The organism is Ruegeria sp. CDSC002, from assembly GCF_059610905.1.
Window position 1 is genome coordinate 735,855 of record NZ_JBXWOM010000001.1, and the last position, 24,218, is coordinate 760,072.

At 54.3% G+C, this 24,218-nt stretch carries 22 protein-coding genes and 1 pseudogene; 10 read left to right on the top strand and 13 right to left on the bottom strand.

The features are described 5' to 3' along the window. Position 1: 1 nt before the first annotated feature. The 6 genes and pseudogenes from AC2FJE_RS03710 to AC2FJE_RS03735 form a co-directional block, all read right to left on the bottom strand. Entirely contained in the window at positions 2 to 568 is a 567-nt protein-coding gene (locus tag AC2FJE_RS03710) for a histidine phosphatase family protein (protein ID WP_496694887.1), read from the bottom strand. Position 569: 1 nt separating this feature from the next. Continuing rightward, entirely contained in the window at positions 570 to 1,643 is a 1,074-nt protein-coding gene (locus tag AC2FJE_RS03715; protein WP_496694885.1) for an ABC transporter ATP-binding protein, read from the bottom strand. Continuing rightward, positions 1,640 to 3,856, bottom strand: coding sequence for an ABC transporter permease (locus AC2FJE_RS03720; protein WP_496760639.1), 2,217 nt, complete (start codon positions 3,854 to 3,856; stop codon positions 1,640 to 1,642). Before AC2FJE_RS03720 ends, AC2FJE_RS03715 begins: the two co-directional genes overlap by 4 nt. Continuing rightward, positions 3,857 to 4,882 (bottom strand): ABC transporter substrate-binding protein, encoded by a 1,026-nt coding sequence (locus AC2FJE_RS03725; RefSeq protein ID WP_282168645.1) that lies wholly within the window; start codon positions 4,880 to 4,882, stop codon positions 3,857 to 3,859. A 573-nt stretch (positions 4,883 to 5,455) separates the two neighbouring features. Then, positions 5,456 to 5,596, bottom strand: a pseudogene (locus AC2FJE_RS03730) (IS6 family transposase); the annotation flags it as partial. A 133-nt stretch (positions 5,597 to 5,729) separates the two neighbouring features. Beyond that, positions 5,730 to 6,605: a 1-acyl-sn-glycerol-3-phosphate acyltransferase gene (locus AC2FJE_RS03735; RefSeq protein WP_496753494.1), complete on the bottom strand. Its 876-nt coding sequence runs from the start codon at positions 6,603 to 6,605 to the stop codon at positions 5,730 to 5,732. A 219-nt stretch (positions 6,606 to 6,824) separates the two neighbouring features. Here AC2FJE_RS03735 and AC2FJE_RS03740 point away from each other — a divergent pair, with 219 nt between their 5' ends. Further along, a complete protein-coding gene (locus tag AC2FJE_RS03740) occupies positions 6,825 to 7,580 on the top strand; it encodes an MBL fold metallo-hydrolase (protein WP_496760640.1) in 756 nt (251 codons plus the stop codon). A gap of 93 nt (positions 7,581 to 7,673) precedes the next feature. On the opposite strand, the gene AC2FJE_RS03745 is transcribed toward AC2FJE_RS03740, so the two are convergent. After that, on the bottom strand, positions 7,674 to 9,347 hold the full coding sequence (locus AC2FJE_RS03745) for an acetolactate synthase large subunit (protein WP_496753491.1): 1,674 nt from the start codon (positions 9,345 to 9,347) through the stop codon (positions 7,674 to 7,676). A 401-nt stretch (positions 9,348 to 9,748) separates the two neighbouring features. On the opposite strand from AC2FJE_RS03745, the gene AC2FJE_RS03750 reads away from it, so the two are divergent. Beyond that, complete coding sequence (locus AC2FJE_RS03750; RefSeq protein ID WP_472723416.1) at positions 9,749 to 10,351, top strand: hypothetical protein; 603 nt, start codon at positions 9,749 to 9,751, stop codon at positions 10,349 to 10,351. Next, on the top strand, positions 10,348 to 10,512 hold the full coding sequence (locus AC2FJE_RS03755) for a hypothetical protein (RefSeq protein ID WP_472723415.1): 165 nt from the start codon (positions 10,348 to 10,350) through the stop codon (positions 10,510 to 10,512). Before AC2FJE_RS03750 ends, AC2FJE_RS03755 begins: the two co-directional genes overlap by 4 nt. 399 nt (positions 10,513 to 10,911) lie before the next feature. Here the strand turns inward: AC2FJE_RS03755 and htpX are convergent, their stop codons facing one another. Continuing rightward, positions 10,912 to 11,817 (bottom strand): zinc metalloprotease HtpX, encoded by a 906-nt coding sequence (htpX, locus tag AC2FJE_RS03760; protein ID WP_496760641.1) that lies wholly within the window; start codon positions 11,815 to 11,817, stop codon positions 10,912 to 10,914. A 276-nt stretch (positions 11,818 to 12,093) separates the two neighbouring features. Between htpX and AC2FJE_RS03765 the strand changes: the two genes are divergently transcribed. Further along, the gene (locus tag AC2FJE_RS03765) at positions 12,094 to 12,513 is read left to right on the top strand and encodes a hypothetical protein (protein WP_282168695.1); all 420 of its coding nucleotides are present in this window, start codon (positions 12,094 to 12,096) and stop codon (positions 12,511 to 12,513) included. A 530-nt stretch (positions 12,514 to 13,043) separates the two neighbouring features. Further along, positions 13,044 to 13,988: a hypothetical protein gene (locus AC2FJE_RS03770; protein ID WP_496758145.1), complete on the top strand. Its 945-nt coding sequence runs from the start codon at positions 13,044 to 13,046 to the stop codon at positions 13,986 to 13,988. A 426-nt stretch (positions 13,989 to 14,414) separates the two neighbouring features. Here the strand turns inward: AC2FJE_RS03770 and urtE are convergent, their stop codons facing one another. From urtE to urtA, 5 genes are read right to left on the bottom strand one after another with little or no spacing between them, the layout of a single operon-like run. After that, the gene (urtE, locus tag AC2FJE_RS03775) at positions 14,415 to 15,110 is read right to left on the bottom strand and encodes an urea ABC transporter ATP-binding subunit UrtE (protein ID WP_496699864.1); all 696 of its coding nucleotides are present in this window, start codon (positions 15,108 to 15,110) and stop codon (positions 14,415 to 14,417) included. A gap of 3 nt (positions 15,111 to 15,113) precedes the next feature. Then, positions 15,114 to 15,854, bottom strand: coding sequence for an urea ABC transporter ATP-binding protein UrtD (gene urtD, locus AC2FJE_RS03780; RefSeq protein ID WP_496758143.1), 741 nt, complete (start codon positions 15,852 to 15,854; stop codon positions 15,114 to 15,116). Further along, positions 15,851 to 17,080 (bottom strand): urea ABC transporter permease subunit UrtC, encoded by a 1,230-nt coding sequence (gene urtC, locus AC2FJE_RS03785; protein WP_496760642.1) that lies wholly within the window; start codon positions 17,078 to 17,080, stop codon positions 15,851 to 15,853. The genes urtD and urtC overlap by 4 nt, the downstream gene beginning before the upstream one ends. A gap of 3 nt (positions 17,081 to 17,083) precedes the next feature. Then, the gene (gene urtB, locus AC2FJE_RS03790) at positions 17,084 to 19,036 is read right to left on the bottom strand and encodes an urea ABC transporter permease subunit UrtB (protein ID WP_496758139.1); all 1,953 of its coding nucleotides are present in this window, start codon (positions 19,034 to 19,036) and stop codon (positions 17,084 to 17,086) included. 59 nt (positions 19,037 to 19,095) lie between these two features. Beyond that, complete coding sequence (urtA, locus tag AC2FJE_RS03795; RefSeq protein ID WP_496737442.1) at positions 19,096 to 20,376, bottom strand: urea ABC transporter substrate-binding protein; 1,281 nt, start codon at positions 20,374 to 20,376, stop codon at positions 19,096 to 19,098. A 395-nt stretch (positions 20,377 to 20,771) separates the two neighbouring features. On the opposite strand from urtA, the gene AC2FJE_RS03800 reads away from it, so the two are divergent. From AC2FJE_RS03800 to ureC, 5 genes are read left to right on the top strand one after another with little or no spacing between them, the layout of a single operon-like run. Continuing rightward, the gene (locus AC2FJE_RS03800) at positions 20,772 to 21,587 is read left to right on the top strand and encodes an urease accessory protein UreD (protein ID WP_496724933.1); all 816 of its coding nucleotides are present in this window, start codon (positions 20,772 to 20,774) and stop codon (positions 21,585 to 21,587) included. 1 nt (position 21,588) lies between these two features. Then, positions 21,589 to 21,891 (top strand): urease subunit gamma, encoded by a 303-nt coding sequence (locus AC2FJE_RS03805; protein ID WP_058276342.1) that lies wholly within the window; start codon positions 21,589 to 21,591, stop codon positions 21,889 to 21,891. A gap of 18 nt (positions 21,892 to 21,909) precedes the next feature. Beyond that, the gene (locus AC2FJE_RS03810) at positions 21,910 to 22,071 is read left to right on the top strand and encodes a hypothetical protein (protein ID WP_496760643.1); all 162 of its coding nucleotides are present in this window, start codon (positions 21,910 to 21,912) and stop codon (positions 22,069 to 22,071) included. Next, positions 22,068 to 22,400 (top strand): urease subunit beta, encoded by a 333-nt coding sequence (locus AC2FJE_RS03815; protein WP_496760644.1) that lies wholly within the window; start codon positions 22,068 to 22,070, stop codon positions 22,398 to 22,400. The genes AC2FJE_RS03810 and AC2FJE_RS03815 overlap by 4 nt, the downstream gene beginning before the upstream one ends. Continuing rightward, on the top strand, positions 22,375 to 24,135 hold the full coding sequence (gene ureC, locus AC2FJE_RS03820; protein ID WP_496699860.1) for an urease subunit alpha: 1,761 nt from the start codon (positions 22,375 to 22,377) through the stop codon (positions 24,133 to 24,135). Before AC2FJE_RS03815 ends, ureC begins: the two co-directional genes overlap by 26 nt. Positions 24,136 to 24,218 lie beyond the last annotated feature (83 nt).

Genomic DNA, 24,218 nt, shown 5'->3' on the forward strand with positions numbered 1-24,218 from the left:
TTCAGGCAATCGGGCGCCACCCGAATTCGGGTTGAAGAGTTTTAATATCCGCGCGCCAGAAGTGGCCCTGCCCAGATTGATCAAACCGCCGGTCGATTTCTTTCCCTGCCAGATGGCACCAAAGCAGTGTCCCGACCGCGCCGTGGGTTACAATGGCCAGATCTCTTCCGTCGTGGTTTTTGACGATTGACAGGACTGTTTGAACGATGCGCAATTGCGCAGCATGGGCTGTTTCCCAGCCACGAAAGCTGGAATTGGGTGCCCCGAAGAAAGTGTCAGCGGCGGACTCGAATATCGAGGGAGGAAGGAATCCGGTAGTGCTTCGGTCGTTCTCTCCCAGTCCAGGATCGGATTTCGCGACCAGCCCCAAAGGCTTTGCAAGGATAGCCGCTGTCTCGGACGCTTTTTGCTCGGTGCTGGACCATATATCTGTCACGCACGACATGGTCTGACTTTGTGCAAATGTGCCGGCTCGGGCGCGGCCAATTTCACTCAAACCCCATTCGGTGACCGGTGTCTCCGGTTCGACTACGACCTCCGGGTGAGAGACGACTAAAAGCTTACCCACATCACCCTTCCGGCAACAGAACGGGGCCGCGTCCGGCAAAAGACATTTTGACATCCGAACCGATTTCCAGCGGTTCGTCCACGTCGTCCTGCACAGCAAATACCTGCCCGAAGGCACCGGCCAGAGTGTACTCCATCCGCACGCCAACATAGGTCGCCTTGGCAACTTTGGCCGGGATGCCGGTATCAGATCCAATCAAAATCCGTGACGGGCGCACGGCCAGCGTTGCTGGTCCAGGCGTTAGACCACGAGAGGGGAGCGTATGTTGATAGCCCTCGATTTCGATCGTGGCTAAACCGCCTTCAACAGAAAGGATAGTGCAATTGATCAGGTTAGCCTCACCAATGAAATCGGCCACGAACCGGTCAACCGGCGCATCATAGAGTTTACGCGGTGTTCCGATCTGAGCGATAGCAGCGTTGCGCATGACGACAATCTCGTCTGAAACGGCAAGGGCTTCTTCCTGATCGTGTGTCACATAGACGACGGTCAAACCGAGATCTTGCTGAATGGCACGGATATCTTCGCGCACTTGGCGACGCAGTTTCGCATCGAGGTTTGAGAGAGGTTCGTCAAAGAGCAAAACCTGTGGCTCCAAAACCAATGCACGAGCGACGGCAACGCGCTGTTGCTGCCCACCGGAAAGTTCGCTTGGCAAACGATTATCGAAGCCCTTCAGGCCAACCAAGTCTAACCCATGCAGCGCGCGCGATCGGGACTCGCGCTTGTCGAAGCCGGAAAAGGTCAACCCATACATGACGTTTTCTAGCACGCTCATATGAGGAAAAAGCGCGTAGGATTGGAATACCATCGACACGTCACGGTCGGTAGCGGGTAATTTGGTCACGTCTCGGTCGCCGATCAGAATTCGGCCCGAGGTCGCCATTTCCAGACCTGCGATCATGCGCAACGTCGTCGTTTTACCGCAGCCTGAGGGGCCTAAAAGCGTCACCAGTTTGCCCGCTTGGACGTGCAGATCGATGCTGTCGACGGCCACCACATCCTTGCCGAACACTTTCGAGACACCGTCGAAACGAACAGGCGCGGCCTTACTTGCTATAGTCGTTTCGGTCATGTCGTTTTCTCTGCTCCGAGTTGTGTACGTCGCCCAATCTGAACACGGCCTACGAGGATTTGTAACATCCCGACTGCCGCCAACATCACGAAGATCAGCGTTGTGGAGTATGCGATTGCAAGACCGTAATCGTTGTTCTCGACCCGACCGATAATATAGCTGGTGGCCATGTCATACTCGGCGGAAACAAGGAATATCACCGCCGAAATCGCCGTCATTGCCCGGACAAAGCTGTAGACCAGCGCAGCCAGGATTGCCGGCCGCAAAAGCGGGAGGATCACTCGCCTGAATGTCTGCCACGAGTTCGCACCAAGCGTTAGCGAGGACTCGTCGAGGGATTTGTCCAACTGCGACATCGACGCGATACCCGCGCGAACCCCAACCGGCATATTGCGGAAGATAAAGCTGACGACCAAGATAACGCCTGTGCCGGTTATCTCGATTGGGGGCACATTAAATGCCAGAATATAGCTGACGCCAATAACGGTGCCGGGAATAGCGAAAGAGAGCATCGTGCCAAACTCAAACGCATTCTTTCCCGCAAAACTTTGCCGCGTTAGCAGATAGGCGGTGACCAACCCCACGGCGGCCGTCAGAGGCGCGGCAATGCCGGCGATGGTGATTGTGGTCCAGAAACTGTCCCAGGCGGCTCCGGTCCAGCGAATACCCTCTTCCTCGAAGCGGACCGAAAAGGCAGTGACGTAGTGCTTGAACGTCAGCGAGTTATCGACGCCCCACAGTTCGACAATACTTCCGTAGATGATCATCCCGTAAACCACAGCAGTGAAAACCGCCCAGGCAACTGCAATGCCCAGAACCGGTATGGCAAGGCCCCTTGGCATCAAGGGATGTACACCCGCGTCGCCTTTGCCGGAAACGGTGGTATAGCTCTTTTTCCCCAACCACGCGCGCTGCGCATAGAAGGCAGAAAGTGTGAAGAACAAGAGCACCATGGCTAGAACAGCAGCCCGGCCCTGATCGTACTGCGCACCGACGATGGCAAAAAATATCTCAGTCGAAAGCACATCGAAGTTTCCGCCCAAGACAAGTGGGTTGCCAAAATCGGCCATAGATTCGATGAACCCCAGTAAAAAAGCATTAGCCAGGCCCGGTCGCATCAGAGGCAGGGACACGGTTTTGAAGGTTTGCCAACGATTGGCTCGAAGGGTTTGGGCGGCCTCCTCCATCGATGGTGACACCCCTTCTACCACCCCGATCAAGACCAGAAAGGCGATTGGCGTAAATGCCAGCGTCTGAGCGATCAGCACCCCGGGCATGCCATATAGCCAGCGCGTCGGCTGCACGCCAAAGATCTCGGCAACAAATCTGGTGACCGACCCGGAAAGCCCAAACAACAGGATCAGTGCCAGACCAATCACGAAAGGCGGCGTAATAATCGGCAAGACTGTCAACGCGCGCATCCCGCGTTTAAAGCGGAATCCCGACCGTGTGACGACAAGCGCAAAACAAAGGCCAAGCACGGTCGTGATGAAACCCACAAGAATTGCAAGAAACAGAGAGTTCCACGCGGCACCGCATTTGGCACCGGCAAAACAACCCAAGCCCCAAAGTCGGTCATCAAAGAACTTCGAGGCAAAAACCGAAACTGAATAGGCACCGTCTTCAGTAACGAAGGCGGCAAACAACATCTTCGCAATTGGAAAGAAGACGAAAACTGTAACAATGGTGATTACGCCACCAATAGCGCTGACGACGAAAACGTCGCCATTGATGGCGCCGCGCGCCGCAATACCCTGAGTTAAAAGGAACAGGAACGCTGTGGCGCAGATCATCGCGCCGTATCCCATGCCGAACTGGCGGATCTTCGGTTCTCCGAACAGCGCCTTCATCCAGTCGAAATTGAACCCGCGAATGCCAATTGAGAACCCTTGCGCAATCAGCCAGCCAAAACCCAAGGCACCAGCCAAAATCAGGATGCGCGCGTATTGCGGATCGGACTTCGGTTTGCCGAGTACCAACAAAGGCAACGCAAGCGGGACCAAAAGCGGCGTAAGCCACAGCTTTTCGCCTTGTCCGACCAGAAAAGCGGCGGGCGCATAATCTTCATCGAACGGATATCCATCGACCAGCCATACGAATGACCAAATGCCATCCTCTACCATGAACCATGGCAGCAGGCAGAAACCAATCCACCCGGCAGTAATCCAGAAGATTAGAACCGGGTGGTTCGTTTTTGACGTGGTTTCAGTCACTTACTGAGGCAGCACAGAGACCTCTTCGTCCCATTTCTGCAAAAGACGCTTGCGTTCATCTGACGAGCCATACTTTTTGAAGTCATAGTCGATCAGCTTGATCTGGCTCATGTCAGGTGCGCTTTCAGAGGTTTCCGCATTTTTGTTGGACGGAACCTGGAAGGCGTTAACCTCAAGCGCAAGGTTCTGGGCCTCGGGGCTGAGCGCCCAGTCATAGAACTTTTTGGCTTCTTCTTCATTTCGAGCGCCGTCAATGATCGACATCGAGCCGATCTCATAGCCTGTGCCTTCGCATGGGGCCACGACCTTGACCGGAAAACCTGATACGGCCTGCTTGACCGCATCATGCATGAAGACGATACCGATGGTGTTCTCACCCCGACCGGCGGCCTTGATTGGGGCTGAACCCGACTTGGTGTATTGGTTGATGTTCGAATGTAGGCCCTTCATGAACTCAAAGCCGTCGTCTTCGCCAAATATCTGAACCATCGAGGCAAGCGTCGTATAAGCGGTGCCCGAAGAATTCGGGTTCGCCATTTGCACGTGCCCTTTATACTCGGGCTTCAGCAAGTCTTTCCAACATGCGGGCTCAGGCAGGCTGTTCGCGGCCAAGAGGTCGGAGTTGTAGCCGTAGCCGAGTGCGCCTGAATAAATTCCGATGGTTTTGTTACCTGCACTTTCAGCCTGCGAGATCGCCCAGTCGTGAAGCTGGTCACGCATCGGCGACACGTATTCCATCGTCAGGCCTTCTTCGGCAGCTTGCAAATGGGGATCACCGGTACCGCCCCACCATACGTCGCCTTTAGGGTTAGAACTTTCCGCACGAATTTGTGCAAACGTCTCGCCCGACGACTTGCGGGTCATATTGACGTCTATGCCGGTGGCATCCTCGAAACTGCGCGCCATGAGTTGACACCAATCTTCCTGTGCCGAGCAGTAAAACGTCAGCTTCTCAGCTTGGGCCGTACTTACCGAAGCCGCAAATGCTATCAGCGATCCCGCCAGCGTTGTCGTCAGATTTTTCAATTTCTTTCCTCCCCTATGTGTCGTGCCGAAATTCCCAGCGCGATACTCGTCAATTCGTCGTTGGAGGCGGTCGCTCAAAGTCGCTAGTGGATCTAATTGCGTTGGCCAAATCAATATCCGACCAGCCTCCCAATGACAGAAACAATCTCAACACCGTACTGTTAGTTCTGCAAGGAAATTCCACGAGTACCATTTTTCTTGCGCCGCCAGCTTTTTGATCACCAAGCCAGTTTACAGCACCAAGTAAGAAGATCGGGAGTGTATTTTGATGCCGCATTGTTTAGATAGCCTTTTGCTGAAGCGACCTTTCTCTCCAATGTAGAACAATCATCGTATTGCGAATTTAAGGTCTGGCTTTCGCCTGCAATCTGAGTCCCCGTGCGGCTGCTGCGAACTTCCGCTCTCCGCCCATTCTTCCGGAGACATTTTTAGTAGCGGCCGACCCTTTCCTGATCTCGGCACATATAGATCAGGGGACAACCGTGACCAGAGGGACACTTCCCAATTTCGATCTCGAATGGGTGATGTCAGACAAATTCGAACCAGTCTCAGCTAAGCCAGTATAGCTGCCCTTTACGCCGCACTAAGTTCGCGCCACTCGGCGAAGGCGGCGGTGCGTGTCAGCTTGAGTGTATCTCTGCTGGCAAGCGATCTTTCCTGGTTGAAGTTGTTGTAGATGGAGGAATGGACGGAAGCGAATTTCTGTATTGGTTTCGAAACCTGAACCAAGGCATATCATACCAGTTCAGTTTTAGCCTTAAGCTAAAACTAACGCGCGACCTAACTCTCAATGACACCCACAACCCATGGTGCTGACCGATCTTTTCTTTCGCCCTGCTGTAGTGCCCTAGGATTTGTAAAGACCAGGCACCAATCCTTCTGATAGCTCTTTGAGAAGGTCCCGTGCAGTTCCCGCAGGCTGTATTGGGCCGTAATACACATTGTAGGTTCCACCTAGTTTAGAAATCAGCTCGGACACGTACCTTAAGGATGCCACCCTGCGTCCGAACTCGTCGTTTCCCCCACCGAGTAGCGCCGCCAATCGTCGAGTTCGGTAGTAGTGCCGCGAATTACGCATGTTCGCCGAGGCCGGAACAATCGGCGCTCCGCTTTCTGCGGAAACACGAGTAACCCCGGTTCGCCACGGCGGCTCGATCAGAAGCCCGTCTTTCAACGTTGGTACGCGGCCCGAGCCAAAAACCAGAAGCGCACCCTCCTGTTCCAAATGTGCCAACATGCCGGCCCGAGTTTGGCGCGCCGTCAGCACCTTGTCCTGTCGGTCCAAGTCCACAGGGACGATCAAATCGCGCCCAAGAAACCGCTCGGCCTCGCGACCGGCGACGACTTTCAAGTCTGAACGGTGGTCAAGCAGAGCTCCCGCATGTGCCAAAAAATCGAAAGTGCCGATTGGATGTGTCGATCCAATGATGACGGGGCCGCTGGCTGGAATGTTTTCAAGACCGTGGGCTTTGACAACAGTTCCCCCATTCATCGCAAGCACCGCTCGTACCAAGTCGTGCCCAGTACGTTCATCCAGTTCCAACAGAATTCGTTCGGTTTCGTTCAATGCAAAAAACGCTTGGCCGGTCGTGGTGCGACTGATCCAGTCAACACCCTTCATTAACTGGCATAGCGCCCTTAGCCTCAGGTCAGCGCCAACCGGAATGCGCAGCCGAGCGCGCAATAATTCATCCAGCGGATCGTGTTTCTTGTCGTTGGTCAATACCGTTGCCCCGTCGTTACCGCAAAGCTAGCACGCATTACCAACAACGGCACACGGCCAAGAGAACACTTTTGAATCTTTCTGTGGTACTAAATGTGGGTTGGCTAGATTGACTATCCAAGGAGGCACCCCGCCATCCATTTGGTATCGTAATTGCGTATGTGCACTGACTTTCGAACTGTGCGCCAAGTTCTTGCCGGACAACGGAGGAGAGACCGAGTGCAAGCTGAAGGTTTTATCAAAGGTCGTCCGATGAGCCTTGCCGTGTTGGACTACGGTTTGTTCAAGGTTCACTCCAACGGTCGCATTATCGGCATTTCGGGCTTTGCTATCCAAACGGATGAAAATGAAACGATCCTCGTCGACACTGGCCTCCCGGAAAAATACGTTAAGGATGCCCAATCTGCCTCTGAAGAAGATCGATTGGATGAGTTTGGCGAGGTGCTTGAGTGCAAACCAGACAACCTACCTGCAGCACAGTTGGCAAAGCTGGGGTTAACCTCTGAAGATGTCACGCTTCATGTTTGCACGCATACCCATATCGACCATGTGGGCGGGTTGCATGCATTTCCAGAGGCGCCGATCCTGATGTCCGCCAATGAACGCAAACTCGCCAAGCCGCTGTACTGGGGTAACGCGCAACCATTAGACTGGCCAGAGTGCGATTATATACTGGTTGAAAGCGATGTGCGCGTTGGTTCGGGGCTGACGGTGTTGGAAGCGCCGGGTCATTCGCCGGGGCAAATCGCACTGTTGGTTGAACTGCCATCACGAGCGGTGATGTTGACCAGCGACGCGATTTCAAGAGTGGAGGAATTTGACGAAAAGTTCGTGGGGGCTTGGAACGAGGCCGCGGCAAATGCCAGCGCAGAACGCTTGATGAAACTGGCCGCAGAGAAAGACGCGTTCGTGATTTACGGTCATTGCCCGAAACAATGGCCCAGCCTACGAAAAGCTCCAGAGACTTACAGCTGAGCTTCACTAATCGACGATGTAAAAAAACGAGCGGTCACATACCGCCCTGCCCACCTCAAGCCACGTTGCTCTGACCAACCTTGGAAAAACGGATCAGATTAAACAGACTTTTTCGGCCAGTTCATCAATCAGTACCCGTTGGTTTTCGCTGTAATCGACAGGAACATCGATCAGATGCACGCCACCTGCAGCAAACGCTTGCTCAAAGGTGGATACCAGATCCTCAGTTCGCTCTACCCGGTGACCGGTCGCACCATAGCTACTGGCATATTGCACAAAATCAGGGTTTTTGAACTCCAGCCCCCAATCTTCAAACCCGGCGTGAGACTGCTTCCAGCGGATCATCCCGTACGAGCTGTCGTTCAGCACGGTCACAACCAGATTGAGCCCTAGTCGAACAGCGGTCTCAACCTCCTGACTATTCATCATAAAGCCGCCGTCGCCACATATCGCCATGACGCGACGGTCAGGATAGAGTTTGGCCGCCATCATGGCTGAGGGAAGGCCGGCTCCCATCGTGGCCAGTGCGTTATCCAGCAGGACTGTATTGGGCTGGTAGGCCTGATAATTTCGCGCGTACCATATTTTATAGATGCCATTGTCCAATGCGATGATATCGCAGTCACGCATGACTTTGCGCGTATCGGCAACAAAGCGCTGCGGGATCACTGGAAAACGCGGATCATCTGCTCCTGCCGAGATGTGCATATCGGTTTCCTGTTTGACCCGCTCAAAGTAGCTGCGATCAAACTCCAAGGGGCCATCAAGCTTCTTTCCCAGCCGCTCGATGGATTGAGCCAGATCGCCGACAACCTCGACCTGCGGGAAATAGACTTGGTCAACCTGCGCGGCCTTGTAGTTCACATGGATCACTTTGGTTCCACCTTCTTTCATGAAGAAGGGCGGTTTTTCCACCACGTCATGACCCACGTTGATAATCAGATCGGCCCGCTCGATGGCGCAATGTAGGTAATCACCGTCGGAGAGAGCGGCCGTTCCCAAAAACAAATCTGAGCGCTCGTCCACAACGCCTTTGCCCATCTGTGTGTCAAAGAACGGAATCTGTGTGTCATTCACAAACTGGCTGAGTGCGCTGCGAGCATGCTTTCGATTGGCTCCCGCCCCCAACAAAAGCAAAGGCATTTTAGCCGAGCGGATCATCTCAGCCGCCTCATTCAGAACTGTGTCACCTGCCACGGCGTAGTAGCGCGGATGAGGTTGCAGGACCGGCTCGGTGGTATCTTCGGCCGCTATATCCTCGGGAAGTTCCAACAGAACGGCACCGGGACGTTCCTCTTGCGCGACGCGAAACGCTTCGCGGATTAACGAGGGGATGGTGTTGCCATGCACAATCTGCTTGGACATCTTGCAAATCGGGTCGAACAATCCCACCACATCAATGATCTGAAACTGGCCCTGCTTCGATTTTTTGATCGGCTTTTGGCCCGTGATCATAACCAGCGGCATTCCACCCAAATGCGCATAGGCGGCGGGTGTGGCAAAATTTGTGGCACCGGGGCCCAGTGTTGCCATGCAGACGCCGGCTTTTCCTGTCAAACGCCCATATGTCGCCGCCATGAACGCTGCGCCCTGTTCGTGACGGGTCAGGACAAGCTCAATCTTGGACGTTCTCAAAGACTCCAGCACATCCAGGTTTTCCTCACCTGGGACGGCGAAAATATACTCAACGCCCTCCGCCTCGAGCGCTGCGACCAGCAAATCCGAGGCTTTGGTGAAAGACGACGCGGTTTGGTCAAAAGCAGACATGTGCTCTCCTGATATCACGGTGGATCCGTCGGTTTGACTTGACATGCAGGTGGAAATCTAACCCTCCCGATTTAGGGACGGGCCGCTCAGTTTTCAGTAGCTTGCAACTATTGGGTTTCGAAATCAGCGCATCTATCGATACCCATCGGCCATATTCCAATACAACACGCGTGCGACAGAGGTTCAACAGGCACCATGGCTGACAGTGTCGCGGTGCGAGCAGGCCAACCGTGTCCGTCCCGCGTTCAGCCAAACGCTCTAAACAATCCTTCCAACTCAACTTGTCCAACTTCCACAAGAATTTGACTAGGTGCCAAAAGAAACAAAACGCTGGCTCACCAAATTCAGGGGCACAAGCGGCCAATTGAACCGCCGTAACATCAACAAAACTCGGGGCCATGATGCCATCTCGTCCAAACAAACTGTCAGCACAGTTCGGTCAGGTTTCTCCGGCCGGGCTTGTTCCTATCCATCAACAAGAACGCGGTAACTTTTTGATTTCGCGCACTTTGCCTGAAACATTCACCGGACTTCTTGCCGCAGGGTTCGTCACTTTCATCCTGTTGCCTCTCATCTCGGCCGCCGCACGCTCTGTCTCGGGTGACCTGGCCTTTCCAGTGGACTTAGTCTTCGCTCTCGGCATTTTTGGGGCAATAGCTGCCTTCGTGCTCAAAGGACAGACGCCACGAGCCTTGCTCGGTCGCGGTTTGATTTGCCTTGGGACGGCACTCATCGTTACGCCTGTGGGCCTGTCTGTTCTATTCGCGTTTTACCTTTATGACTGGTTGGAAATCGTGACAGGAACGGCTGTTCAGCAGCCCGGAAACATCGCCGCATCCCTGTTTGGCGGCGTCTTCTTTGCCAATGCTCTCGTCTTGGGATTGGCCTTGGGAAGTGTATCCTTGCTAATTGGGCGCACGCTCATACACGGGCGCTCAAAACCACCTCTCCCACCTTATGAACTTCAATCAGCGGCCCAACCGCTTTGCGATCGGTCACCATGAAACCGCATACCCAAAACCTCGCTCACAGCGACAATCAGGAGTTCGGAAAGATGGTTTCAGTTCATATGATTTTTGTCGCGCCGGACGAAGCTCGCTCGACTGTCTTAGAACTGTTGACCCACCCAGAAGGCGTTGAAATTGTTGGCGTGCCTACAATTTGAAAACAGCAAAGCAAGTCCTTGACCGCACGCAACCGGAATTGCTTCTGGTCGACGTTGTGCTTCAGGGCATGCGCAGCGCTGACGTTACTTCATACACGTCAACAACCCTTCCGGACTTCTGGATATTCGCGCTTATCCGAGACCGTGTGTATACCGAAACGATGCCAGTGGTGGATCGCTTTCCCACTTATGGTCAATCCTCGCAGCGGGACAGCAACGCCTGAACGTTCCTTCAGATCAAAAAAACGCCCTGTGACATCAAAGGAAAAATATCGAGGCCGGTTTTGAATTACGTCAAAGGAGAGCGTTTGTTTGTGGCGAAGGCTAGGAAAAGCCCTGTCCGCTTAAAGATGACTTCTTCTGACAAGGCCCACTAGAAACAGTTCCTGCATGCGACCTTCACCCCCAAGGGCCAGTCCTGGATGATGGTTTAGTGCTTCGAGTGTTGCTGCTTTCGTCGGCTGCGTTCGCCTGCTGGGCTAGCATTCGCAACGCAGCTATCCGATTTGCCGTCGACGGGTGAGTTGAAAACAGCTTGTCACGTGAGTGCGCATGAAGTGGATTGATGATGAACATATGTGCGGTCGCTGGATTTCGCTCGGCAGCATCGTTGTCGATGCTTGCAGCGCCTTGCTGAATACGTTCGAGGGCAAACGCCAATGCCAGAGGTCGACCGCAAATCTCGGCGCCGACGCGATCGGCGGCGTATTCTCTTGTCCGACTAATGGCCATTTGGACCAAACCCGCAGCCAAAGGAGCCAAGATCATCAGCGCAATGGTCCCCACTAGACCAACGGCACTATCCCGTCTTCCACCAAAGAACAGTGCGAAGTTTGCTAGCATCGTAATTGCACCCGCGAACGTGGCAGTTACGGTCATAATCGCAGTGTCATGGTTCTTGATATGTGCAAGTTCGTGCGCGACAACGCCCGCCAGTTCATCCCTTGTGAGGGTCTGTAGCAACCCCGTAGTGACGGCAACGGCAGCGTTGTTGGGATTGCGCCCAGTAGCAAATGCATTGGGCTGGGGTGTTTCAATCAAATACACAGCGGGCTTTGGCATGCCCGCGTTCTTTGCAAGATCCCCGACCATTTGAAACAACCCTGCATGGTCACCAGATGAAACTTGCCTTGCGTTGTGCATGCGAAGGACCATTTTGTCTGAGTTCCACCATGTAAACAGGTTCATGCCTGCTGCCAGCACCAATGCGAACAGCATGCCGCCCGCTCCGGCCAGAAGGTATCCCAACCCCATGAACAAGGCCGTCATTGCGGCCATCAATAATGCAGTCTTCGTATAACCCATTCGAAGCAGACCTCTACGCGGCTCATACATGATGTGTGATCAATACGTTCATGTTGCAATGATTGTCGCCCCGATCTGCGGCAATGGGGGCTACTACGCTGAGCAAATGGCGATTTTCCCTCGAACTGAATTTTAAATAAATCATTTATATTCAACAATATGAACCTGAAATCTCACTAAAGAACGTACTACAATGTGTGAACAATCTTACTTTCAAGAAGTTGGGTTTCTGACAGTATAGACCTGTGTGTTTCAACAAGTGTTGTTGGTTAGAAGATGTATTTTACCAAGTTCGAAGAACCGTTTTGCGCTGTCGATGACATCCGCAAAGATGAGTTTGCCCGGAAATATCCGTTGCTGGACAATAGATCTGTTCATGCGCAGTGGAAGAAAGGTTCCTGGCAAATCACGCGAATAGGTGAGATCTGGAAGAGGACCGGAAAGGTCTTTTCTGTCCCATATGAAGGCATCGACGCGTACCCATCTTTCCAGTTTGCAGAAGACGGAACTCCGCTTCCTTTGATGCAAACTGTGTTAAAGGCGCTGCCGGCCGATATGACGCCCTGGCAACGAGCTTTTTGGATGACCTCCGCTAAGGCTGAGCTTGGAGGAGGCAATCCCGCGAACTCCATTCAAACTGACGATAACCGTGTGGTCGACGTGGCAAGTAAATTCGGTGAAGATTTTCTCAACTAAATGAGTTCCCAACAAGGAATTTCGACTACGGGTGGGATTTCTTGCCGATCTATTGCCGTCCATAGCAACAGAGCCATAATGCTTTTCGAACAAAACTTCAGATTGGCCAACCTATCCAAGCCAGCGCCATGTTGGGCTTGAGCAAAATGACCTCGTCTCCGTGTTGAATTTGTAGAGAGTGCAACTGCGGAAGATTACTTACCGCATCAATCAGCGCCACCGTTTGTCCCCGCGCAGTGTGCGGATCAGCCATTGCGGTTACCAACAGAGACCTTCGGCGAGTAGTCATGGCGTTCACATGGAAGTCGACCTCCGAGTGTCCAGACACCTATGCAACGTCGCAGCACTTTTGTTCAAGATGAACGACAAGCCCCTCGAAACGTAAAACGGGATTTGAGGCAACAGGAAGCTTTGTTTGTACACTTGGCTGGCATCCGATTGCATGGGATTTGTGGTAGACTGGCCCCGAGGACATTCTAGCAGGAGATCTCCCGGTGCTACCGAATTCACTCCGTCTTGCACTCTCCGCCATGACAATTGCCATCGCGGCAGGCGCCCTGCCCGACCGGGTTGAAGCGATATCACAAGATGTCCCGGCGTGGTTACAAAAGCACGTGGGTACGGGTGACGGGCAAATCGCCCCGATCGTTTTGAAAAGGGCGCGAACGCTTTACAAAGAGAAAGTACGTCGAGGCGAGGTAAGGAACCCCTGCTATCTTGCCAAAGATGCAACCCGCCCAAGTACCACAAGAAACGGCAATCCCGGCAAGCGGTTTTACGTCATCTGCGAGTCGCAAAAGTCCTTCCGAGCAGTCTCGTCCGGCTACGGCAATGGTCGAAAACTCAAGCGTGCCAATTTTTCGAATGGTCGGCAATGCGCGAAGAACTTCAGCAATACAGAAGGATCGAAACTAACCGCCGGCGGTGCCTATGTGACGGCTGAAACTCGCACGTCCTTCAAAGGTTACTACAGTCAATCCGGCAAAACGCAGCCGTTCTACCGCACGTTCCTTTTGTTTGATGGCCAAGGAGAAACGAGCAATGCTCGGGAGCGCGCTATCGGGGGCCATCCCGCCGTTTTCCTAAAATGGCAATGCAGGTTCAAAAACCCACAAAGCACACATGCAGACAACGACGGTTATGTCCCCTACGGAAGGCTTGTGAACTACACGGGTGGTCGCAGCAATGGTTGCACAACCTGGTCACAATCCGCGTCCAAAGAAATCCTGGCGCTTGTAGAAGGAAACCCGACGACCCTCTATATCTACCCAGAATCCAAAGACATCAACGCTGTCGCCAAAGCAGTAAAAAAAGGAAAATCACTAACGCGAGCAGGAGTTTACTGGAACGCAGCTTGCCTACAAGCAATCGGCGCACCAAAGTTTTGGCCCAAGAGCGGCCTCCAACCGATCATAAACAGTTGGAGGGCATCCTTGCCCAAACAACCTCCACTGGAATTGCCGATCTGCAAGTAGATCAAACTTAGCAGGCGAACCTAAGCGCGCTACACTCACGCGTTTTTGCTTCGGTCTTAACGAAAACGTATGCGCGTATTTGTCAAACGTCCTCTTGGGGGCGGGTAGGCTAATGATCTCTGGGCTGGTTTTGAAGTATCGAAGTGGAATGGTTTTTGTCGTCCCACGAAGCTACGAAACCACCCTACCCGCCTCAAGCCGGTTTCCTCTGACAATGCCCAATTTGAACCTCAGTAGTACACGAAGCCAGTTGATCTGTCTGATAGTACACACCCATCAAGACAAGAGGCATCGAACGACAGCATCTCAAAACTAAGCATTTCTTTTTTGAACGTATTGGGAGGATCAAACCATGTCCCCAGCTTCAGTGCAGAACGTGATTTGGGCTTCATGAATCTAATTCGAAGCCAACTACACGGAACAGTGCTAAACTGTTACGGCCTGCAACACTTGATCACGCGTCAGGTCATCTCGTGAGCCTTTGACCAGGATTTCTCCGCGTCGCAACACAACAAACCTGTCAGCAAGATCATATGCGAAGTCGAAATACTGCTCGACTAAGACAATTGCCATTCCGCTCGTCTTTCTGAGGTGCCGGATCACTTCGCCAATCTGTTGGATTATGTTCGGCTGAATACCTTCGGTTGGCTCATCCAGCAGCAGCAGGCGCGGTCTTGTGATCAGTGCACGCGCGATGGCCAACTGTTGCTGCTGCCCGCCGGAAAGGTCGCCCCCGCGCCGGTTCTGCATTTTTTTGAGGACCGGGAACATGTCAAAAATAACATCTGGGACGAAGTGTTCGCTGGCAGGCAGACAGGAGAAGCCTGTTTCCAGATTTTCTCGAACCGTGAGCAATGGGAAAATTTCGCGACCTTGGGGGACATATGCCACACCTTTCCAGGCCATCTGATGAGCAGGTAAGATACCCATTTGCTTTCCGTCAAGCTCCAGTTCGCCACCGGAACGGGGATGCGCCCCTGAGATTGCCTTCATCAGACTGGTTTTTCCGACACCGTTGGTCCCCATGACGCACGTTACTTCACCCTGTGAAGCTTCCATGGAAATCCCGTTGAGGATTTGCGAGTGCCCATAGTGCAAAGTCAGATCGGTCAGCTTCAACATTTTCTAGCGCCCCAGATAGACGTCGATGACGTCCTGATTTGATGTCACGTGATCAAGGCTGCCCTCGGCTAAAACGGATCCTTCATGCAAAACCGTGACTTTGCAGTTCAGGCGCCTGACAAATTCCATGTCATGTTCAACAACCACAACCGCGCGGGTCTTTGCAGCTTGAACTAGCAAGTCTGTGGTATGTTCGCGTTCTTGCGGGGTCATGCCAGCGGCGGGTTCATCGACCAAAAGCAGACGTGGATCCTGCGCAAGCAGCATGCCAATTTCCAACCATTGCTTTTGCCCGTGGCTCAGTTCACCTGACTTCCGGCTCAGTTCCTGATACAGCCCAATTTCGGTGGCCAGGTCTTCGACCTTCTGCAAATCACTTTTGGACGGACGGTAAAGCAGTACGCCAACCCAGCCACGATTTTTCTTAAGCGCCATTAGTAGATTATCGCGCACGGACTGATCCTCAAAAACCGTAGGCTTCTGAAACTTCCGCCCGATTCCCGCCTGCGCGATTTTTGCCTCGGTCATATCCAACAAAGATACGGACTTTTGACCCCATATGACCCGCCCCTCATCTGGTCGGGTCTTGCCGGTGATGATGTCCATAAACGTAGTCTTGCCGGCACCATTCGGGCCAATCACGGAGCGTAGTTCTGCGTCACCAATCTGGAAGGACAGGTTGTTGATGGCGCGGAACCCGTCGAAGGTAACCGATACGCCACTTACCTCTAACAAGGTGCTCATAGGCTAGCCTCTTTCTCACGCAAAGCGCCTTCATCGGGTCCCAGATTGGCACCATGCCGATCGGGATGACGCTGGTTGGTATACAAGTCGAACAAACCTCCGATACCTTGCGGAGCAAACAGCGTGACCAGCACAAACGAAACACCCAGCAGCACTTGCCACCAGTCGACCCATTTGATCGTGTAAAAGCCAAGCGGAATATCCGGGGCCTGCCCGCCGGTGAACCAGGTGCTCAGCAGGCTGACAAAAGCCGCGCCGATGACCGCACCATACAGCCGGCCCCGCCCGCCGATAGCGACCCAGACGGCCAGATAGATTGAGGCGATGGGGGCCATCTCCTCGGGGTTGATAATGCCAGCCTGCGGATAATATAGCGCACCCGCGATTGCGGCGATGCAAGCCGTCAGGGTGAAGACAGCCAACTTGTAGGCTTCGACCGAATAGCCGAGGAACCGAACTCGCGCCTCGTTGTCTCGAATGCCGCGCAGGACCGAGCCGAACTTGCCCGACACGATCCATGCCGCCAGCATGTAACCCAGTCCCAACGCCAAAGCCGAAGCCCATAGGAACCAGAGCGAAACAACGTCTTGAGAGACAGTGACACCGGGCAGGTTCTGCAGGCCGGACAAGCCATTGTTGCCGCGCAGCCCGCTGTCGTTCTGAAACAGATACAAAGCCAGAGCCAGCGTCATTGCTTGCGTCAGGATCGACAGATAGACACCGGTCACTCGACTGCGGAAGGCCAGCCAGCCAAAGATCAGTGCCAGCAGGCCAGGCACCACAACGACCAGTATCAACTGCAGCGTCAAGCTGTGCGAAAATGCCCAAATCAGCGGGAATTCGGATGATCCGACTACGCCGAAAATCTGAGTGCCGATGGCGTCCACAACTTCGGCAGGCGTTGGCGGGATGTCGGCTTGTGACAATGACTCGACCACAATCAGCCGAGTGCGTTCGTACATCAGCCACATGCCGATCATATAGCCACCGAGCCCGAAGAAAGCGAAATGGCCTAGTGATAGAATGCCGGTGAAACCCCAAACCAGATCCATCGCGACAGCGATCAAACACAGGCACAGGGTCTTGCCTAGCGTTTTGACGAAACTGGTTGAGATCACACCGATCCCGAACCCTTCGGACAGGACAGTTACACCCAGCGTGAACAGCGACAGGATGGCCAGAAAGACCAACACAGATGGGTTCTTAGCAACAAAACTAGGTTCCATGGCTCAATCCCCCGCCGCGCGACCTTTGAGGGCAATAATGCCTCGTGGTCGAAATTGGATGAAAATGATGATGAAGATGATCATGTAGGTTTGCGCCGCGAGCGTGTTCGACGGGTTCATCCACTCGATCCCTTTTTGCAGGAACCCGATCATCCCCGCGCCTGCCAGCGCGCCCCAGATGTTGCCGACACCACCGACAACTACGGTCATGAAACTTTGCACGATGTAGTCGTTGCCCAGATCCGACGTGACTTTTGCGAACAGGCCAATTGCGACCCCGGCAATCCCGGCAATGCCAGAACCCAGACCAAATGTCAGCATATTCACCCTCCCCGGATTGATCCCCATCGACCCCGCCATGCGCGGGTTCTGCGTGACCGCTCGCATCTCAAGCCCCAGCCTTGTCCGTTTCATGATGTAAAGGAACAGCCCCAGAAAAATCAGCGCCAGCACGAAGATCGCAATGCGGATATAGCTGATCGAAACCACATCGTTCATCACCCAGGCACCGTCCAGCCAGCCCGGAGCAGTCAGAGGGCGGGCCTGTGTACCAAAGATGTTCTTCGCCAGTTGCTGCAGGGCAATCGAGATACCAAAGGTCGCCAGCAGTGTTTCCAACGGGCGGGCATAAAGCCAGCGGATCACCAGACGCTCCATGGCGACGCCCATGGCAAACGTGACGGCAAAGGCCATTGGGATGGCAACGATGATCGATACCGTATGGTCGGGGACGTACTGCTGAACGACATAGCCCGTATAGGCTCCCATCATGATGAATTCGCCATGGGCCATGTTGATTACACCCATCACTCCGAAAGTGATGGCCAAACCAATTGCGGCTAGGAAATAAATCGAGGCCAGAGAGACCGCATCCAACGTCAGGTCGAGCGTTTGGTTTAGGCCAACTTTCAGTTCGATCTTCTTTAGCGCTTTTTCGGCAGCGGCGGTTACTTCGACGGACGGCTCGGCATAAGTCTCAAAGAACACATGTGCACCCAACGCCGTGTCGATATCGGCCTCAGTTACCAGCGCAGGAACAAGTCCGGCTTCAGCCAAAATGCTGTAGGCTTGCGTGCGCGCAGTATTGTTGTTCAGTTGCGCGACCGGGACACCCCCTACGCGGCCACCGTTGATGTTCGCAGCCAAAGCCACGCGAATGTCGTCAGGCGACACTGGGGGCGCTGCCAAGTCACTCGCGACCAACAGGTGGTATGCGTCATCCCGCGACAAAGCGTCTGATCCGGGTTCCAAAATGATGGCGACGTTAACATCCGATGGCAGGTCCGCAGCGGTCTTTCGTGAGGTCACGAGTAACGGGTTCAGCGCCGCGCGGACGTCGACACCCAGATCGTTCGACATCTCTTCAATTGCAGCCACGCGGGCCGCAACGTCTTCGTCATATCCAATCGTCAGCAGCCGTTCGAGCCGTTGCTTCTGGGCCTTCAAATCCCCATGTGGCTCGTCCTCGATCGAGGCACGAAGAGGTTCGAGCAGCGCGCCTTCGGGATCACGTTGAATGGATTTTAGTGCGGCTAGGCGCTTCTTTCGATCCGGGTCGGTCAACTGGAACTGCACCAGAGCTGTCCCGATCATAGCGCGTACACCGCTGTTGGGTTTCAATTGCTTCAGGTCGGATTTCTCAAACGTGCCGACCACTTCGCCCGTGTCGAAATCGGTCAGTTCGTACAACCGCCCTTCGGCCTTTGTTCCGGCAAAGAACAGACCGTCAAACTTGCGCATCCACATGTCTTTGGCGGCCCATGTCTCAAGCATCACCTGCGCTTGCGGCAGCCCAGTGGCGGCAAGCGCATCAATCGCCGGTTTGATCGTCTTGCGCGAGCTTTTGACAATGATCTCCTGATGATCCTGCAAGATCGGCTGCAGGCCACCCTCTTGCGCGTTGGCGTTCAGGCAGGCGAAGAGAATTGCCAGGCCCGCAAGGAATAGTCTTAACATGTTGTGAAACCCGCGTGTCTTTGGGCAAGGCGGGCGATCACACCCGCCTTGCGTACGATTTAGTAGTTCGACAAGGTTTGAACGCAGCTATCGGTCTCGGTGTTGTACATACCGCAGCCGAGATCTTTCCAATCCGATTTCAGCACTGCGGATTCAGGCAGGAAGTCGGTCCATGCATCGCCCGGCACAACGTCCGTTTCGCTGATGATGTCGAACTGGCCGTCTTCCTGAATCTCACCAATCAGAACCGGCTTAGCCAGATGGTGGTTCGGCAACATCACAGCAGTACCTCCGGTCAGGTTCGGGAATTCCTGCCCGTACATGGCGGCGCGCACAGCGTCTACTTCGGTCGAGCCGGCTTCGGTCGCGGCATTCACCCACATGTTGAAGCCGATGAAATGCGCCTCCATAGGATCGTTGGTCACCCGTTCGTCACCCATGGTGGCTTTCCAGGTTTCGACAAATTCGGCATTCACATCAGTATCCGCCGACTGGAAATAATTCCAAGCCGCTAAGTGACCGACGAGGTTCGCCGTATCCAGGCCGGACAGTTCTTCCTCACCAACCGAAAAGGCCACGACAGGAATGTCATCTGCCGAAACACCAGCTGCGGCCAGTTCTTTATAGAAACCAATGTTGGCGTCTCCGTTGATGGTCGAGATCACACCAACCTTTTTGCCATCTTCGCCCAGTGCGACGACGTCAGATACGATCTTGGACCAGTCAGAATGGCCAAAGGGGGTGTAGTTGACGAAGATATCCGCGTCCGAAATACCCTTTTGCTTAAGGTAGCTTTCCAAAATATTGTTGGTGGTCCTGGGATAGACATAGTCCGTCCCGAGCAGAGCGAACTTCTCAACCCCCAGTTCCTCCAGGAAATAATCGGTCGCTGGGATCGCCTGCTGGTTCGGGGCCGCACCGGTGTAAAAGACATTTTTAGAGCTTTCTTCGCCCTCATACTGAACCGGATAGAACAGCAAACCATTCAGCTCTTCGATCACAGGCAGTACTGATTTGCGGCTGACCGAAGTCCAGTTGCCAAAGATCACATCCACCTCGTGGACGGTCAGCAGCTCACGCGCTTTTTCCGCGAACAGCGGCCAATCCGATGCGGGATCCACAACAACGGCCTCAAGCTGCTTGCCCAAAAGACCACCTTTAGCGTTTTGCTGGTCGATCAGCATCAGCATGGTGTCTTTCAGAGTAGTCTCCGAGATTGCCATCGTACCCGACAGCGAATGCAGCACTCCGACCTTGATCGTGTCTTCGGCAGATAAGGCAGCGGTGGCTATGGCAGCAAATACAACCGATCCGGCGAGCGTGGATTTGAGCGATTTCATGTAATCCTCCTGGCGGGGCCGGGAGAGAGGGCTTGCGCAAAGGCACACTCTTCTTCTACCTGATCCCCGCAACTGTTGTTGCGTTCCGTGTGGCGGTTGTGTTCGAGGTCCAATTCGCGCAGCCGTCACACACCCCCGGGTCATCTCCGCGGTGGCACCCATACGGTTTCTGCATTGCAGCAAGATTGGCAACTTACCTTTAGCCCAATTTGGGAAATCGGCGAGAAGCGCATATTTTTTCATCTAAGTCGGACGTTGCTGTCTAAAATTTAGACACACGATGTGGAAATAAGCAGATTCCGACACTGCAGATTAGTGTTCCGACACTTCAATAGAGAAACAGGTGGCACCAAACGACGCGCTAAAGGTGCCCTATTACACAAGTTGCAGCCATATTGCCCACGCACAGCGCGGTACCGCCACGTGCTGCAGGCACTGTCAGCTTAAGCACCAAGCAATTAGGCAACAGAACTGTGCTGGACAGATTTCGCCAGTCTGGGTCCTTTAAATGCCTGTTCCCCAGAACGATCCCACCTGATCTTGATGCGGTTCTTCTGAACACGGCGGGCGGCGTGACCGGAGGCGATTCATTCCGATTTTCTTGCAAGGCAGCAAAATGCACGGCGCTGACTTTGACGACACAAGCCTGCGAGCGCGCCTACAAAGCCCAGCCCAAAGAATGGGGCCAGATTACAAACCATTTGACGGTTGAGGATGGCGCTCGGCTGAACTGGCTGCCGCAGGAAACCATCCTGTACAACGGCAGTGCTTTGGACCGGCGCCTCAGGATCGACATGGGGCTTGATGCTGAAATGCTGATGGTCGAGCCGCTGGTCTTTGGGCGCATTGCCATGGGCGAGACGCTGACCGGCATCCGCTTGCGCGATAGAATCGAGATTCGCCGCGAGGACACGCCAGTGTTTCTCGAGGCGATCAGGTTCTCAGGTGATTGGCATACGCATTTGTCCAAGCCGCATATTGCGAACGGCGCAGGGGCGATGGCGCTAATCGTCTTAGCGTCGAGTTCCGCCGAAGGTCATCTAAAACCTGTCCGGGAAATGCTACCGGACACCGCCGGTGCAACCCTGATCCGGAAAGACCTATTGGTCATTCGCATTCTGGCGGACAACAGCTTTGCTTTGCGGCGAACGCTGATACCAGTTCTACGCCGACTGAACAAAGACACTTTACCCCGATGCTGGATGCTCTGACATGAACCTGACCCCTCGAGAAAAAGACAAATTGCTGGTCGCCATGGCCGCCGAGGTCGCTCGAAAACGGCTGACCCGCGGCGTTAAGCTGAACCACCCCGAGGCCATTGCGTTGATAACCGACGCCGTGGTCGAAGGCGCGCGCGATGGCCGTTCGGTCGCGGACATGATGCAAGCCGGGGCTGAAGTGATCTCCCGTGACCAATGCATGGAAGGCGTGCCCGAGATGATCCACGAGGTACAGGTCGAAGCCACTTTCCCGGATGGCACAAAACTTGTGACTGTCCACAACCCCATTCGCTAATTTCTAAAGGAGTTCTCCATGAACCGTATGCTGTTTCCCGCTCTCATTCTGGCTGGTCCGGCCATGGCCCATTCGGATACCCAAGTTCACGCTCATGGCAGTGATTACGCCGCGCTCGCAGTTGGGTTGGCTTTGATTGCGATCATCGCCATTACCGTGATTTTGAAGCTGCCGAAATGATCCCGGGTGAGATTTTTCCGGCCGAAGGCTCACTGACGCTGAACGCAGGACGCAGCAGCCGTCTTGTTATTGTCGCCAATACCGGCGACCGACCAATACAGGTCGGCAGCCACTACCATTTTTCCGAAGCAAACCCGGCTCTGGATTTTGATCGGTATGCAGCTTTGGGTATGCGGCTGGACATCCCGGCGGGCACTGCGATGCGATTTGAGCCAGGGCAAACTCGCGAAGTTATGCTGGTGCCATTTGAGGGGCGCCGGCACATCTACGGTTTCAATATGCATATCATGGGGGCTTTGAAAGATGCCGGGCAAGATCAGTCGGAGTGACTATGCCTCCATGTTCGGCCCCACGGTCGGCGACAAAGTACGATTGGCAGATACCGATCTGATCATCGAAGTAGAAAAAGACCTGATCGTGGAGCGCGCAACGACTGCGCGTTTCAGCGAGACCGGCCACCGCGAAGATGTCTATGGTGAAGAGGTTAAATTCGGTGGTGGCAAAGTCATTCGCGATGGGATGGGGCAGTCACAGGCCACGCGAGCCGAGGGGGCCGTGGACACGGTGATCACCAATGCTCTGATCGTGGATCACTCGGGTATTTACAAGGCGGATGTCGGCCTAAAGGACGGGCGCATCGCCAAGATCGGCAAAGCCGGAAATCCGGATACGCAGCCCGGTGTAGACATCATCATCGGCCCCGGCACAGAGGCCATCGCTGGCGAGGGTCGCATCCTGACGGCTGGCGGGTTCGACAGCCATATTCACTTCATCTGCCCTCAACAGATAGACGACGCGCTGCATTCTGGCCTGACGACCATGCTCGGTGGCGGCACTGGCCCGGCACATGGCACTCTGGCGACCACATGCACACCGGGCCCATGGCATATCGGCCGGATGTTGCAGGCGGCAGATGCTTTTCCCATGAATCTTGCTTTTGCGGGCAAGGGAAATGCTTCGCTTCCCGCGGCTCTGGAGGAACAGGTCAGAGCCGGAGCTTGTGCTCTGAAACTGCACGAGGACTGGGGCACGACTCCTGCGGCCATCGACTGCTGCCTTTCGGTCGCTGATGCGATGGACGTTCAGGTTATGATCCACACCGACACGCTCAACGAATCCGGGTTTGTTGAAAATACAGTTGCCGCGATAAAGGGTCGTACTATCCACGCCTTCCATACCGAAGGCGCGGGCGGCGGCCACGCCCCCGACATCATCAAAATCTGCGGTGAGGACCATGTCCTACCCTCCTCTACCAACCCGACGCGGCCCTTTACGGTGAACACGGTCGAGGAACATCTCGACATGCTGATGGTCTGCCATCACCTCGACAAATCCATTCCAGAGGATGTCGCCTTTGCCGAAAGCCGCATCCGGCGTGAGACCATCGCGGCTGAAGATATCCTGCACGACATGGGTGCCTTCAGCATCATCGCTTCTGACAGTCAGGCGATGGGGCGCGTTGGCGAAGTTCTAATTCGCACCTGGCAAACGGCTGACAAGATGAAGAAACAGCGAGGCCGCCTGCCAGAGGAATCCGGTGACAACGACAACCTGCGCGTTCGCCGTTACATCGCCAAGTACACGATCAACCCTGCCGTAGCCCATGGCCTCAGTCACGAGATTGGCAGTATCGAGGAAGGAAAACGCGCCGACCTCGTCCTATGGGACCCTGCCTTTTTTGGAGTGAAGCCTGAGATGGTTTTGCTGGGCGGCACCATCGTTTGTGCACAGATGGGTGATCCGAATGCTTCGATTCCTACCCCGCAGCCGGTTTATAGTCGGCCAATGTTCGGTGCCTATGGTCGATCCGTTGAAAACTCGGCCATCACCTTTGTTTCGCAAGCCGCGCTGGCGGACGGGATCGGTGATACACTTGGATTGGCAAAGCAGACCGTCGCTGTCCAAAACACGCGAGAGATTGGCAAACAGGATCTTCTGCTCAACAACGCGACACCTCATGTCGAAGTTGATCCAGAAACCTACGAAGTCCGGGCAGATGGCGAATTGCTGACCTGCCAACCCGCCGAAGTGCTGCCAATGGCACAGCGATACTTTATGTTCTGACTAAAAATTATGCTGCATTGCACCGCGCGCAAGGCAGAAATGACCAAACACCCACTTCAAAGTGAGGCCGATATGACAGATAT

Coding starts and splice junctions, on each gene's coding strand:
- AC2FJE_RS03715 (WP_496694885.1), bottom strand. CDS start 1,643: ATGACCGAAACGACTATAGCAAGTAAGGCCGCGCCTGTTCGTTTCGAC.
- AC2FJE_RS03745 (WP_496753491.1), bottom strand. CDS start 9,347: ATGTCTGCTTTTGACCAAACCGCGTCGTCTTTCACCAAAGCCTCGGAT.
- AC2FJE_RS03750 (WP_472723416.1), top strand. CDS start 9,749: ATGCCATCTCGTCCAAACAAACTGTCAGCACAGTTCGGTCAGGTTTCT.
- AC2FJE_RS03755 (WP_472723415.1), top strand. CDS start 10,348: ATGAAACCGCATACCCAAAACCTCGCTCACAGCGACAATCAGGAGTTC.
- htpX (WP_496760641.1), bottom strand. CDS start 11,817: ATGGGTTATACGAAGACTGCATTATTGATGGCCGCAATGACGGCCTTG.
- AC2FJE_RS03765 (WP_282168695.1), top strand. CDS start 12,094: ATGTATTTTACCAAGTTCGAAGAACCGTTTTGCGCTGTCGATGACATC.
- AC2FJE_RS03770 (WP_496758145.1), top strand. CDS start 13,044: ATGACAATTGCCATCGCGGCAGGCGCCCTGCCCGACCGGGTTGAAGCG.
- urtE (WP_496699864.1), bottom strand. CDS start 15,110: ATGTTGAAGCTGACCGATCTGACTTTGCACTATGGGCACTCGCAAATC.
- urtD (WP_496758143.1), bottom strand. CDS start 15,854: ATGAGCACCTTGTTAGAGGTAAGTGGCGTATCGGTTACCTTCGACGGG.
- urtC (WP_496760642.1), bottom strand. CDS start 17,080: ATGGAACCTAGTTTTGTTGCTAAGAACCCATCTGTGTTGGTCTTTCTG.
- urtB (WP_496758139.1), bottom strand. CDS start 19,036: ATGTTAAGACTATTCCTTGCGGGCCTGGCAATTCTCTTCGCCTGCCTG.
- urtA (WP_496737442.1), bottom strand. CDS start 20,376: ATGAAATCGCTCAAATCCACGCTCGCCGGATCGGTTGTATTTGCTGCC.
- AC2FJE_RS03805 (WP_058276342.1), top strand. CDS start 21,589: ATGAACCTGACCCCTCGAGAAAAAGACAAATTGCTGGTCGCCATGGCC.
- AC2FJE_RS03810 (WP_496760643.1), top strand. CDS start 21,910: ATGAACCGTATGCTGTTTCCCGCTCTCATTCTGGCTGGTCCGGCCATG.
- AC2FJE_RS03815 (WP_496760644.1), top strand. CDS start 22,068: ATGATCCCGGGTGAGATTTTTCCGGCCGAAGGCTCACTGACGCTGAAC.
- ureC (WP_496699860.1), top strand. CDS start 22,375: ATGCCGGGCAAGATCAGTCGGAGTGACTATGCCTCCATGTTCGGCCCC.